Source organism: Halobaculum litoreum (genome assembly GCF_030127125.1).
GTDB classification, from domain to species: domain Archaea; phylum Halobacteriota; class Halobacteria; order Halobacteriales; family Haloferacaceae; genus Halobaculum; species Halobaculum litoreum.
Genome location: NZ_CP126157.1, coordinates 226,458 through 239,986, shown reverse-complemented (window position 1 = coordinate 239,986; position 13,529 = coordinate 226,458). Strand labels below are relative to the sequence as shown.

Below are 13,529 nucleotides of genomic sequence, written 5' to 3'. Positions count from 1 at the left end.
TCGTGTTCTCGGACGGACGAGTCACGGGTCGCCGGCCCGAGGTCTCCGTCCCGGTCGGTGGCGTCGCTCGACGAACGACCGGATATCCCACATCTGAACGTGGGGTAATAGGCTCCGGCGGTCGACTGCATCCCGACCCGGCGATCGGCGGGCGCTACCCGGGCCCCCGGGGTCGTCCGCAATTGTCACGCGTGACGGTGGCCTCGAACGTCGCTCGTGCGTCCGATGGCGGCGTGCTGTAAGCACCGGATGGCGGGGAGACCGAACGGTTGGCCCGCTGAAACCGGTGTCTACCATCGGAAGGTCGGTACAAGACGGGGGCCCCCGGGGTCGTCCGCAATTCCGCCACGAACGGGAGGGGCCGGTTCGACCGGCTGCGCTCGATTGTCCCAGTAACACGTATATACTCGGCTGAAGCGTTCATCTTGAGCTAGCGACTCGCGTCGCTCACTACCTCTACTCACTCACTCACTCTAGCTAGTAGAAACAGTTTAGTTAGTTAGTTAGTTAGTGTGCCGTCCGCAATCGTCCTGTCTACCGCCGATCGGCCGCGAACGGCCCTCGACGTGCCCACACCCCCACACACGTGTTCGGGTATAATTGCGGACAACCCCGGGGGCCCGGGTGGGGGGCGCACCGCCGTCACGACCGGCTCCCGACAAGATTTGCGGACGATCCCGGGGGTCGTCCGGACGTGCCGGACGCGTCAGACATTGCGGACAGGGGGGTTTATGGGGATGGAACCCACGAGTGTGGGTGATGGGGCAATCGCCGTATTCGACGACCTCCGAGATCTTCGCCACCGGGGGCGAAGGCTACCTCAAGGAGGACCACACGCCCTCGACCCTCCCGGAGCGGCGCGAGGAGATCCTCAAGCTCCGCCGCTCGCTGAAGCCCGCGGCCCGGGGCGTCGGCGCGGAGAACGCCTTCCTCTCGGGGAAGGCGGGACAGGGGAAGACCGCGGCCGCGAAGGCGGAGCTCGCGGAACTGGAGGCGTTCGCCGCCGCGGAGGACCTCGAACTCACGACGGTGCTGTTCTCGTGTGAGGGGATCTCCTCGAGCTACACGCTCGCGTGCGGTCTGTGTGAGGAGCTCGGGGGGCCGAACCCGAACGGCCACCCGATGCAGAAGGTGCTCGACCACCTGTGGGCGGCGATGAACGACGTCGGCGGGACGATCATCATCGTGCTCGACGAGATCGACAACCTCGGCACGGACGACAAGATCCTCTACTCGCTCCCGCGGGCACGCGACAAAGACTACGTCAACGACGACGTGTACCCCTCGGTCATCGGGATCAGCAACGACCTCCAGTGGCGCGACAACCTCGACCCCGCGGCCAAGGACAGCCTGTACGACGACTCGATCTTCTTCGCGCCGTACGACGCCAACGACCTCCGGGACATCCTCTCGCGTCGCGCGAGCAAGGCGTTCCACGACACCGACCTCGTGTACGAGGGGCCCGACGGGGACCGCTTCTCCATCTCCGTCGACCTCGGCGGCGACGACGAGTCGCTCGACGCGGCGTTCGAGGCGAAGGGGATCGACCGGACGGCGTGTACCCTGCAGGGCGTCGAGTCGAGCGTGCTCTCGGAGGACGTGATCCCGCTGTGTGCCGCCTACGCCGCCCAGGACAAAGGGAGCGCGCGACAGGCGATCAAGTACCTCCGGAAGGCGGCCGCGATCGCCGAGTCGGAGGACAGCCCGACGGTCCTCGGCGACCACGTCCGCCTCGCCCAAGACGAGGCCGAACGCGAAGCCATCATCGAGGGGATGGAACAGCTCACCACGCAGGGCCACCTCGCGCTGGCGGCGGTGACGATCCTCGAACTCGCCAACGAGTCGGACGTCCGCACCCGCGACGTGTACGACGTGTACAAGTCGCTCACCAACGACATCGACGCCGACCAACTCGCCCAACGGCGGATGCGCGACCACCTGATCGAACTCGACATGCTCAGCATCATCCGCGCGCGCAAGTCCGCCTCCGGGTCGGTCGGCGGCGAGGCGTACACGTTCGAACTGCGCGTCGAGCCGTCGACCGCACTCGACGTGTTGGAGGCGGTCTCGCGGTTCGACGACGTCGACTTCAACACGATGACGCAAAACTGGCTCCGCGAGTAGGCCACTCCGAGCATATCGGGGCCCGCCGATCCCTGCTCCCGCCCCCGGGGGTGTCCGCAATTTCGCAGAGGTGTCCACGGGGTTTCGTCGGCAAGCGTCTGACTGCCAGATTCCTGCACCGGGTGTCAGCTTACGTTTGTTCCAGTGACAATAAGGGGCTATTTGTGGGGTGAAAATCTACACGCAATATATAATGTACAGACTACTGATTGACCTTGGAATCGATCAGGTTTCGAAGATACTCTGGATCGACAAACGCACCCTGCAATCTCGTTATGCCATCCGGCTCACGGAACAGCATGTCACCGTTTCCGCCCAGGTCTTCTGCTCCGGATTCGTCGAGTATCACTTGCGAGTCTGATGCAGAGGGAAGCCTAAACGCGACTCGCATGTCGAGATTAGCTCTGAGATCCGTATCGATAATTTTCGCACTTGGCCGCTGAGTCGAGATCACCAGATGAATTCCAGACTTCGAGCCTTCTGGGCGATTCGACGCACATTCTCCTCGAATTCGTCACTCTCGTCTCCCAAGCCATCAATGAGGTCGGCGTACTCGTCGATGAACACAACGAGTGGGCGAAGTTGGTCGTCACTTCGTTCGTTGTGGTCGTTGATATCGATACTACCGCTCTGACTGAGGACTTCCATCCGGCGAGGAATCTCCTCATCGACGATCCAGTCGAATAGCTCTGCAGCCGCATCATCATCTGTAATCACCTTCTCGTGTTCCAGATTGGTGAGTTGATTGCAGAACATGAAGTTCGTCATCTTGGGATCAACGATCGCGAGCCGTAGTTCGTCCAAGGCAAATCGATCAAGGAGACACGTGAGTAGCGAGTACAAGAATACCGTCTTCCCACTACCAGTAGTTCCTCCCACCAGCATGTGGGGTGCCTCGTTAAGCATCGCAGGATAGCTTTCTCCTGCGGGATTGATCCCCGCGATGAACGGCATTTCACCAAGAGTCAGCTCTTCGCGCTGTGATAGGTCATCTAAATAGTCCTCAATGTGAACAACCGCGGTTTCATCTCTGGGAACGTCAACGGCGACGAATGGCGTTCCAGGGAGCCTATGAATGAACGGTTCTCGTTCCAGTGCCATTTCGCGAGCGATGTCCTCAGCGCGCTTTTCGAGGGGGCCTTGTCCCTGACCAGACCCGAGTTCGACCTTGTATCTAATCAGGTTTGGACCAACCTCTACGTTATCTGGATCAATTGATTCGACTTTGATGTTGTACTCGTACAACACCCGTTTGAGCGTCTCCACTTGATCCGCGTAGTCCGCTGGGTCTCCAAATGAGTCCGATGCTTCAGACTCATCTACTGTTGATTCCGCTGGCTTAGCCTCTTCTGAGCCACTATTGTCATCCGAGACGTTGTCTACTTTCTCCTCCTGGACGTCTTCTTGTCCAGAGCCTGTATCACTGTCATCGCCTGTCTCTTCCGTCTCAGATACGGTTTCCGACGCATCGTCAGGTGATTCTGACTCGAAGTCCTGACCCGACATCAGTAGCCGAACGACGGTCTGTTTCGGTAACCGCGTAATCGTGAGACTCTGGTGATCTTCGGTAAAACAGTCCAGAGATGCATCTGAGGTCGCGGCAGAGTTAATCTCCACAGAGACAATCCTGGAGTTCACTTTCATCTGGGCATCTCCACGGAAGACCTCGTTGACTCGGTCAGTCCACTCCATTTTGTCTCCCGGCACGTCTCCTCCGATTAACTCGTAATAGAGTTGCTCTCTAAGTGCCTCACGGCGGGGAGGTGTTGTGATGTTGTCGTCACCTTCGAACAACCGACGAATTGTGTTCGTTGTTTCGGTGATCTGTTCGACTGCCTTGCCTGTCGCAACCTCATCACCCTCCCTTGTCTCAATGCTGAACGCAGTGTCGGGTTCGTTGAGCGTCTTCACCTCTATGATATCCATATCGAGGCCACCGCTCTCTGATTGTTGTACGACGATGAAGTCGACCGTCGGTTCGAATCACCGAAGTTGAGCCACTTCCGCGTTCTCGGGTCATCGATAGAGAAGATGAGTTTCGGATCCTCGTATCGCTCATCTGCCATTGGACAGCAATGATCGATCCAAGCAATCCCTTCGAGTTGCGTGAGTCTTGACTCCCGATCGTCTCCTCGGTAATGAGTTTCAACAGACCACTTCGCTCAGTGTCGGCAATACGGCGAGCAATCTCTTCTATGTCCGCATTTTCCGGCGCGATAGGGTATTCGTTGAGGATCCTTCGGAGCGTTCTGGTGAATAAGTCGACATCGTCGGAGTAAATCGCGTACTCGCGATCACCGCGTCGCTCTCTCGAGATGAGGCCCGATTCCCAGAATGGATCCGAATTCATCGAGGGCGTCGAGACACATACCCAGATAGCTGAATCTTGAAGATTATCAACAAAATCCTCTGACACTGTCAACTGATGAACGCCGGAGTTGTGGAACTTCGTCCGTTGGTTATTCAATTGGTTGATAAGATCTTGGTATTCCGAGAAGAGCTGACCTTCTGAGGATGCACTAATGTTGATGATGTCCTCAAAGGCGTCATAGCTGAACTCTTTCGGAACGTATAGGGGATTGATCGACGTGTCCATGTCCCGCTCAAACTCCTCAACGAAGAACTTGGATTGGTCATTGATGATTACGGCGTGTTTCGGGTTTGCCTTGAGGTGTTCAGCAACCTCATCGTAATCTCGACACTCTCTAGTTAAGATGTTGAAAGCGTCTGATTCACCTTCCGGACCAAACAAGTTGATAATTGCTTCTTCTTCATTTGAAGTTGCCCCAGAGAGCAGTGGTTTTTCTTCCTGATCAACATAAATAAACTCGATTGTAGCGCCGCTAAGTGACTCGTTCTCTGCTGCATCGACGATAGATTTGAGGACCTGTGACGGCCTGATCGGGTCGACAATACTGATCTTGAAGTGATTTTTCGAGGGAGGGTATGCCTGATTGAATTTCGAAATCAGGTAATCCCAGAGATACACGTTGTCTCCGGGTTCCGCACGATCTGCTTCAGTGTAGATTGGTAGCGTTGCCAACTCATCCGACTGGATGAGATACGTCTCTTCATTTAGCAGTCGGCCACCACCGACGGTGATATTGCTAAGTACATGCGGCTGCTCATCGACCGTCGTTTCCAAGAACTTCCAATCCGATTCCGAAAGCTTCCCGTCACTCTCTCGCACTGCCTTTGCAAGTTCAACATACTTCCACAGGTGAAGTGGATGCAGCGGCGAGAGAATCAACTCTCGTCCACTTTCTCGATCCAGGATAATTGTGTCCAACAAGAGGAAATCAGAGAGCAACCGTCGAGCTCCTTGAGCGCTTGCGTCTCTCAGGCTCATGTACTTCCGGTCCAGTGTCTTCTGAGTTTTCTGGTACACTGAGAGGTAGTTTTGAGCCTTTTCCATGAGGTCGTCGTCGCCGACAAGCCTGACGAGTGGACGGTGAATGAGCGACTTGAGTACTGGCAGTAAGTCTCCTCGAGCCTCGAGGTACGCATCGAATGACTCAACAAGTGATTCGAAGTCCTCATTCCGTTCTGCGAACTTCCGCATCTTTTGGAAGCTCCCACCATCCTCTTCGACGAGGAAATACTCCAGATCAAGTGTCGTGTAATTAGAGATGCACTCTGTCCGCGAACTCCCCCCCTTGACGATTCCGCCGAACCGGTCTTCGGTTATGAATCGATTGATGAAATGAGTCAGATCCGAGTCAACGTCAATAATGAGCTTTTCATCGTCCCCGAAGTCAACCTCTACTCGCTTTTCGTCATTCTCAATGGCTTCATCAAGATCTTTGTCAAGTTGTTGCGAGAGCGTTGAGGCTTCCTCAATCTCCCCTTGATGAACTAACTCAATCCCGACAGACTCACCGTCAGTTCGACGGTTGTATCGGCTTGATGTAGAGCCCTTCCCGGCTGTCCCATCCGTTGAACCTTTACCAGAGTCATCAGTCAGACGTTTGGATGTCGTGTCAAATGCATCTGCGACCTTCTCGAACTCCAACTCAGCAAGCAGTCCATCGTCATTAGTACGCTGGAATCTCCGCAAGCGTTCAATGAATGCAGCTTGTTCATTCCGACCGCCTTCATTGCTGTTCTTGATACTATTGATGAGCCGCTTTCGGTCCCTGTTTGTTATATGGATTGTTCGGTCGACTAACTCACCGTTCCGTATCAGTCGATTTTCAATCTCAGCAGCGTCGCTGAGAAGCCCCGAATCTGCGAACAGACTCAATTCATGGAGTTCTTGCCCAATTGCATCTAACGACTCTTGATTAGTATCCTTGAGACACGAGACTGCAAACCGTGCAATGGATCTGATCGTGAGATTCGACTCGATCCCACTTCCAAGGGCCTCCCAAAACGCCTCAGCCGGTGAATTCCCCGAGAATTCGTCTCGCTGGGACATGAGGTCACATATAGCAACCCGGACCCTCCCCAGTGGCAGACCAGTAAGTCGATGAAGCGAGTTGAGCTTCGGTGGGTCCCCACGGACGAATACTACGATCCGGTCGGGAACCTTTTGATCTCCCCATGAAAATTCAGTCTCAGTCTCGTTCCGCCACTTGATCGCAGTCGATAGTTCCTCTGTCACCCGAACAGATGTGTCTTCAGCGAACTCAGCGAGCTCGGTGACATCTGCTTCGGCGATTCCGACGATCGCCATCCCGATTGAGTAAGATGTTCTCTCGTTGAGTCTGGCAATCATCGTCTCGGCAGAAAACCGGGGAGGTGACTCAACCATCACCCCTAGCGACTCATTGCGAAGGGTTTCAGCGACACACTCTCCAAGTGCTTCTCCGGTCAGTATCTCGCTCTGTTCTTCTTTATCGGTCCCAGATTGGGGGAGGTCTGACTCTCGAATCGTCATTGGTCCGTGGAAACGATGGTTACGCCATCAGCGTACTCACGACCAAATCCGAGATTGATCGTCACCTGCTTGAACTCCTCGAAATTCCGGTTCGACAGCGGGTCAGCCTCAGTCCGACTGGCACCCACTGCAATGTCCCATTCCTCAAGGTGGTCGCGGTCTTGATTGGTTCCACCGACGATGATTCCGTATCGCTGTCGGAGTCGTTGACATAACTTACGGAGTGCTATTCGCTCGCCAGGTTCCATCACTGACAGAATTATTGCCTCGAGAACCTCTGGATCTGGTGAGAAACGGCGTTCATTCGCCCGATTACCACGCGGCTTTACGAATCCGGCACGCCAGCCAAACGTCTGGATTGTGTCTACCGGAGTATACGTCTTGAACCTAGATTGGTTGATCGCGTCGCTAACTGTGTTAACCAATCGGTCGAATGTATCCTCCGCTGGGTCCCCCTCGAACAGGTATCGGAATGTGTCATAATCATCTTGTTCTTTTGATTCCTTCTTTCGCTTGAGGTCAAGGAGCGTCTTGTTCTCGATTTTTTCCTTAATCCCGTCTTCGTCATACTCAGATGGGTCACGGAAACCGCGTTTATCAAGAATGGCCTCAACACCGAGGCGAGATGTGGCTTTGACCTCTGTTCCAACTGTGTCGTAGCATTCTAGACTAGCATCTGCAACTGGGTTATCTCTTGAACGCGTGTAGTTGAACACCAGTGGCAACCTTTGGCTACGCTCGTTCCCATCTGTGCGAATTTCGTTATGCCGATTTGCCATGAAAAGGTAAAGTGCAAATCCACCAAACTTGACCACCCTCCGGAGGTCCCGCGGATAATTAATTCGACCAGCGACAGGGGATTTCAGGTGTTCACCTAATGTCCCGAAGCCTTCGACAAGATCTGGGACGATCTTCTCATTCGTGGTCGGGTCATCTGAATCCGGCTTCTTCCAACTAGAGACAGACGCGGAACTCTGCTCGGCATCCTTTGCTAGCGGCCGGAACAACACGGAGACAGTATCATGATGATCCGTAAGCTGTGTCTGGAGATTTGACTCGAGATCACTATTCGATTCCGAAATAAGGTAATGAACGAACCGACCGACGTTCACGCCTGCTGTCGGATCTGTAACGAACCAATCACTGGTCGCTGTCGGGGCTGACCCACGAGTATTCGCATACAGTGCATTGTCATTCGCAAGCACCTTGCGGAGTGTGTATCTGATCTCGTCGAGTCGCTCTTCTTTGTCCCGACTATCGATATCAAACTTATCGAGTACCTCCTCAGGTAGCTCTTCGGATGGCTTCTTGCCCGGCTTCTCTGTAAACTCGAACAGAAGCTCTGGATCAGATGTTTGCCCAAGTGTATGGCTGAAGACAACCTGAGCTACGTGAACAGGTTTCAGTGATCTGCTTGTCGCCTTGAATCCGTACGCCCACTCAGATGCGTCACCGTTGACATCGTTTAGTTTCAGACTCATTCTCTGTAAATGGAGTCCTCAACATCAATTCGCTCTACTTTCCCCGTTTCCGTGTCCTTCACCATGATTTCACCAGTTTCTTCACTGTAATCTTCGTGATACTCTATCTCCTCCATGAATTCCAAGATCTGTTGTTCCTCATCCCGATCTCGGAGCGTGTAGGGAATGTTGGCGTCAAGTGCACCGATGGCCCTATAGAGGCTCTTAGAGATTCGAAGGCGGATCGGGTCGCCTCCGTTCTTATATTCTATCGCAGTGTGGGACGGTGTATATCCGATTGTGCCAGCGATCTCTGGATGCAGTTGTGGTTTCTGGAGTCTCATTTCCCGTTTGGGTACCGTCGTTCGCGAGACCAACGCCAAGGACGATTTAGACCTGTACCGGTGAGAGAGCCACAACCGCAAACGTGGTCGCGAAGCGTTCGGGGCAAAGTAGCCATTGATTTTTCGGATGATGTCCTCTTTTTGACCTGTGGAGGACATCCCATTACGATGATTGATGAAATCGTAAGGTAGATTTTGGTAGAGGTCTCGGCTGCTGTACCCCAGATCCATTATCTCATCTTCGAAGAGGAAACGCTGCTTTTTGACCTCGAAAAGCGGAGCAACCACTTCGTCCGCATCATCACGGTCAGAAAAGTCGGCTTCTTCCTCTGCAACCGCCCATAGGCGGCTGTCAATGAAAGGATGGACGAGATCTGGGGAGTCAAACCGACGCCGAACCAAGTCGAAGACAGTTCCGTTACCTTCGAATGCGAGAGTATAGTAGTGTAGCGCCTCTCCGAAGTCGGTCTGGCACTCATCAATGCCGGCCGTTATTATATAGCCAAGGAAATTGAGCAGATCTCTAATAGTAACGTTCGTCGTAGTTCCCCAATTCACACAGATAATCTACGAGGTTATCCTTGATCCTACTGTTCTGGAGTTTTTTGGCGTTATATTGTATGTGACACGTACCGGAATGGTCGTGACCCTTCATAGCGAAGTTTTTTGCCAACTTCTGAATGGCTTCACTGACGATTGCCGCTGTGAGAACCTCCCTATTGTTCAGATCGATCACCACCAAATCCTCAAAATCAATCTCTGGTGCAGTTTCCTCACTGTAGATTATCTGATTTTCCAACTGCTTCTGCACCGTCTCAAGGAACGAGAACTCCTCGCTGTATCGCGCCGCCATTTCATACAGCGGACCATCGTTGATCGCGAGAATTCCGGCTTTCTCTTCGTTGTAAGCCTTAGACCATTCTTTCAATAACTCATGGTAATCCGAATATTCAGAGGCGTCGAGGAGATAGTAGTACTCTCCTTCCGGATATTCATCCTGACACATCAGAATGTGCTGCGTCTTTCCGTCACCAGGATTGCCGGTTAGAACTATTTGCTTTCCTTCATCAAGCGCAGTGCGAAGAAAGTCGTCGAGTGATGTCTGAATGTGGACTGACCGTCGCTGGTCAGATGACAAACTTTCAGCAAAACCTCCCCGAGCGAGCCTCGCGAGGAAATTCTTGCCTGTGGTCATTCGTTCCGTAGCCATAGAGCGGTTATCTGTCACTGAGTAGTGTAGAGACTATACTTAATCCTGCCTGTCGAATCTGTCGTTCAAAATGCCATTCGTTGACGACTCTGTTACGTCCTAAACGGCAGGCCCCAGTAGCACAAGACGACTGACGTATTGAATCAGAAAAAGTCGCTAATCGAGTGATTTCGGAAGTCGATCTCATGACCTATGGACAGGTCCTCAATGGGATCGAACGCCTTGATTCCGTCTAGAGTCTGATCGCGTTGGACTCGCTTACTAACCCATCTGTACTTCCAATGGTCATAGATTGATTGCTGCTCTTGAGCAGTATCGTCCATCGACCAGTAGTACTCCGGAGAATCAACGAGTCCAAAGAGATAATCTCTGAACTCCTCGGATAACGGGACTGCGTAGATCACACGAGGCGACTCATGTTTGAGCAGGTCGCCATCAAGTCCTAAATTTTCCATTCCGTGGCGAATCTGGCGCATTTTGGGGGCGACCCCTTCACCAAATCTGCCGCGGACTGCCTTTCGGTCTTCTAATAGCTCCGTCACGGTAGCGAGTTGCTCACGTGTCTTTGCTCCAAACTGGACCGAGCCGTATCCACTGGTCTCACCGATATCCTCGTACTCAATCTGCCCGTTCGGTGCTGGCACTCGGACCCGGTCATACTGCGCACTTCCTACTTTGTACAGACCTGTCGTGTCCAGGAAAACCAACTCATTCTGCTTGACCACGGGTGCGCCTTTCATCGCACTCGCGATCTTCGACTCGTACCCTGCGTACTTCTCACGGTATGTATTAATGATTTCAGGACCTGTCAATGCCATCGCGACAAGTTTGCCGCCAAGAAGGTGACTGTACGGTGGAATAGCACCACAGACCTGAATATTCATCATTCCTGCACCGACACGACGCTTTTTTGTTTCCTTGAGGGCGGTCCGGAGTGCACGTCTCCCTGCTTCAGACTCCAGAGCAGCCTCGATAAACTCCCTGTCATCCTTGATATCACTATGATTGAGGAAGAACTCCCGGTCCCTCAGTAGTTTCTGGAGGGTGTGTGCGCGTTTCTTTATGAACAACGCCGTTTCGCTCTTCAACCGGAATTTAATCACTGCACCCAGATAGGCAACTCTATCTTCTATCTCTTCCGCTCGAGGGGACCAAAACTATCCAATTTAGTCGCCTCCAAATCAATCGGAACTTCGGAGAACGTGTCTAATTCGATGTCGCTGGGGAATGCTTGCTGGAGACGTTGTTCGAACTCTTGGTGGTCATACTCCCGTCTTTCTTCATCCACATCAGCGAGAACTAGTGCCTCGAGATCTGACTTGGAAACTCCAATCGTGTCAAGAGTGGTCTTGTCATAACTATCTGGATCCGTGTCCTCAATGTCAAGATCTCGGAGGTCTGACTCCCGGAGCTCGAACTCGGAAGGATCGAAAACGTTCTCGAAGTTTTCAGAGTCTTCGTCTTCTTGGAGAATATGTGGCTTCCCCTTGAATACGTACGTTCCCATCCCCTCCAATTGTTTTAGACGAGTAAACGCAGTCTCTGTGGCTTTTTTGAAATCTCTCTCGGTCAGATCATCAAACCGCGTGAGGAAGTCGTCATGTCGGATATTCTGGATACTCTCCTCAATTGAGTTCTCCACTGCCGATCGAATGAACTGGCAGTGCTTCTTTGATCGCTCTTCCCACTCTTGTTCCGTCTCAAGGTAATTAGTGACCGGCTTTTCCACGGTCTGCTGGTCCGGTGTTCGCTCTTCTTTTGGGAGTTGATGCTCGACCATATTGACCTGCTTTTCCCGCTTGAGCCCCTCCTCAACCGAGTCGAGTCGCCAGCCGAGGTATTGATCGCGGCGCTTTAAATTCATCATTGAGCTAGCGATAGAAGCAATCCCCATTACAGGGTGAAGCTCCCTCGCGGCGTCTCTGATCAGGAAATTGATGTTCCGTCCGGGGACGGTATTGTACGGGGTCCGCCAAGTATATCGGAAATATCGCCAGATGTCGTGGAGATCGTATCCTGTATGTGGGTCCGTAACACCACTCTCAGCCACTTGAACGTACGGCTGAATGAGGTCATCTAATTCTTCAGTAATCTCGTCGCGTTCGAGGTCCTGTAGATGGTGGAGGTCTTGGTAGAACTCTTCTCCATCAACGATCAGATCAGTCACGTCAATTCGACGCCCCTTATGACGTGACGGATTCTCCATCGTCCGAATGAATTCCCGTGTAGACTTATCGAATTGAGCCCTGCGCTCTTTTTCGAGAATTCGCTGTTCGATTTGCTTATATTTGTCTGGATTGTCGCTAAACCGATCCGGATCAGGCGGGTAGACAACTACGGGGGGATAGCCTTCGATCTCGTCGGGATCTTTCTTTATGTGATATCTTACTTCGGCGATGTCATGGAGGACTCTGAGAACTCCAATGTACTTCTGAAGTTCAATATACTCCTCTCGCTGTTGTGACCCCTTCGCAGGTTCATGGTCGGGTAGCCGTCCTTCGACCTCCTCAATCTTGGTCTCTATGACCTTCTCCCGGTCATTAGGTGATTTACAGATTCGGTCAAAGAGACGGTCCAATTCGTCGAGATACCCGTCAGAGAGATTTGGCTGAAAGTACGATGGCGAGTTTTCATCGTAGACAAGGTCATTCATCATTTGTAGAGAGACCCTTTGGGTAGTGTACCCTTCCAGCTCAGAGTAAAAAGGGTAACGCTACGCCCCCTGGTGGTCGCCCAAGAACCAATTTCCATCTCTGGCGTGTCTGTGACCTCTCTCATATTTCAAGCTCAACCATTTCCAACTAGCTAACCTGTTTGCCAGATATCCTACTTATGCTGCGGTTCTCAATTTCTTCACATCTACAGTTCGTATTTTCCGATTGATCGAGGGGGAGCACGACCACACGGGGTTTCACGTCCCGAAGTCGGTCGCCTCTCGAATTGCACATCCGCTCGCGACGGCCATGTGCATCGCTCCTCGAGCGTGACCCGTGACCCGCCGACCCTCGCCGATCGTCGGTAATCGGCCGGCAGTATATAAATCAGACCGGGTTCGGTGAGGCGACAGAACTAGGATTCGCGGGTGTATGTGTAAGAACGAGATGCGTATTCACGACACCGACCAGCGCGACCGCCTGTACAGGAACCTCGTCGAAGCGACCGGCGAGAACATGAATAGCGACGCGCTCAACTGAGGCCTGATGGCCGCCGCGGACGTGATCCTCGTCACAGAACTCCTCGACTCGAGCGCGGACTTACTCTACCTCACGGTTGGCACGGCGGGCAGGCTGACAACTATCGAGCTGTTCGGTTCGGACGTGGTTGGCGGTGACACATGAGCCGTCGAAACGGACCTCAGGGACGGTCGTCTTGAGGGAGGGATGGCTGTAGCAAGCCCGGGTGGCGAAGGAGGGACCCTAAAGGACGTGCATGGGCCGTCCATCGCGCCCGTCCGATCCCCGTCCCGGTCGCCAGCGAAACAGGCCACACCCCGGGGACGTCCGCAATTCGAC

10 protein-coding genes are annotated in these 13,529 nt (G+C 53.4%); 2 read left to right on the top strand and 8 right to left on the bottom strand.

The window, feature by feature from the left end:
* The first annotated feature begins 759 nt into the window (after nucleotides 1-759).
* Nucleotides 760-2,124, top strand: coding sequence for a Cdc6/Cdc18 family protein (locus tag P0R35_RS16095; protein WP_284014783.1), 1,365 nt, complete (start codon nucleotides 760-762; stop codon nucleotides 2,122-2,124).
* 202 nt (nucleotides 2,125-2,326) lie between these two features.
* Here P0R35_RS16095 and P0R35_RS16090 read toward each other — a convergent pair whose 3' ends face one another.
* From P0R35_RS16090 to P0R35_RS16055, 8 genes are all read right to left on the bottom strand, one after another.
* Nucleotides 2,327-2,473, bottom strand: coding sequence for a hypothetical protein (locus P0R35_RS16090; RefSeq protein ID WP_284014782.1), 147 nt, complete (start codon nucleotides 2,471-2,473; stop codon nucleotides 2,327-2,329).
* 101 nt (nucleotides 2,474-2,574) lie between these two features.
* Complete coding sequence (locus P0R35_RS16085; protein ID WP_284014781.1) at nucleotides 2,575-4,050, bottom strand: DNA translocase FtsK; 1,476 nt, start codon at nucleotides 4,048-4,050, stop codon at nucleotides 2,575-2,577.
* Nucleotides 3,995-7,003 (bottom strand): hypothetical protein, encoded by a 3,009-nt coding sequence (locus P0R35_RS16080; protein WP_284014780.1) that lies wholly within the window; start codon nucleotides 7,001-7,003, stop codon nucleotides 3,995-3,997. Before P0R35_RS16080 ends, P0R35_RS16085 begins: the two co-directional genes overlap by 56 nt.
* A complete protein-coding gene (locus tag P0R35_RS16075) occupies nucleotides 7,000-8,484 on the bottom strand; it encodes a hypothetical protein (RefSeq protein ID WP_284014779.1) in 1,485 nt (494 codons plus the stop codon). The genes P0R35_RS16080 and P0R35_RS16075 overlap by 4 nt, the downstream gene beginning before the upstream one ends.
* Complete coding sequence (locus tag P0R35_RS16070) at nucleotides 8,481-9,365, bottom strand: hypothetical protein (protein ID WP_284014778.1); 885 nt, start codon at nucleotides 9,363-9,365, stop codon at nucleotides 8,481-8,483. The genes P0R35_RS16075 and P0R35_RS16070 overlap by 4 nt, the downstream gene beginning before the upstream one ends.
* Nucleotides 9,331-10,002: a hypothetical protein gene (locus P0R35_RS16065; protein ID WP_284014777.1), complete on the bottom strand. Its 672-nt coding sequence runs from the start codon at nucleotides 10,000-10,002 to the stop codon at nucleotides 9,331-9,333. Before P0R35_RS16065 ends, P0R35_RS16070 begins: the two co-directional genes overlap by 35 nt.
* Before the next feature lie 158 nt (nucleotides 10,003-10,160).
* Nucleotides 10,161-11,120, bottom strand: coding sequence for a Druantia anti-phage system protein DruA (locus P0R35_RS16060; RefSeq protein WP_284014776.1), 960 nt, complete (start codon nucleotides 11,118-11,120; stop codon nucleotides 10,161-10,163).
* A gap of 26 nt (nucleotides 11,121-11,146) precedes the next feature.
* Nucleotides 11,147-12,670 (bottom strand): Druantia anti-phage system protein DruA, encoded by a 1,524-nt coding sequence (locus tag P0R35_RS16055; RefSeq protein ID WP_284014775.1) that lies wholly within the window; start codon nucleotides 12,668-12,670, stop codon nucleotides 11,147-11,149.
* 547 nt (nucleotides 12,671-13,217) lie between these two features.
* Here P0R35_RS16055 and P0R35_RS16050 point away from each other — a divergent pair.
* Nucleotides 13,218-13,355 (top strand): hypothetical protein, encoded by a 138-nt coding sequence (locus tag P0R35_RS16050; protein ID WP_284014774.1) that lies wholly within the window; start codon nucleotides 13,218-13,220, stop codon nucleotides 13,353-13,355.
* The last annotated feature ends 174 nt before the right edge of the window (nucleotides 13,356-13,529 follow it).

Coding starts and splice junctions, on each gene's coding strand:
- P0R35_RS16095 (WP_284014783.1), top strand. CDS start 760: ATGGGGCAATCGCCGTATTCGACGACCTCCGAGATCTTCGCCACCGGG.
- P0R35_RS16085 (WP_284014781.1), bottom strand. CDS start 4,050: ATGGATATCATAGAGGTGAAGACGCTCAACGAACCCGACACTGCGTTC.
- P0R35_RS16080 (WP_284014780.1), bottom strand. CDS start 7,003: ATGACGATTCGAGAGTCAGACCTCCCCCAATCTGGGACCGATAAAGAA.
- P0R35_RS16075 (WP_284014779.1), bottom strand. CDS start 8,484: ATGAGTCTGAAACTAAACGATGTCAACGGTGACGCATCTGAGTGGGCG.
- P0R35_RS16065 (WP_284014777.1), bottom strand. CDS start 10,002: ATGACCACAGGCAAGAATTTCCTCGCGAGGCTCGCTCGGGGAGGTTTT.
- P0R35_RS16055 (WP_284014775.1), bottom strand. CDS start 12,670: ATGAATGACCTTGTCTACGATGAAAACTCGCCATCGTACTTTCAGCCA.
- P0R35_RS16050 (WP_284014774.1), top strand. CDS start 13,218: ATGGCCGCCGCGGACGTGATCCTCGTCACAGAACTCCTCGACTCGAGC.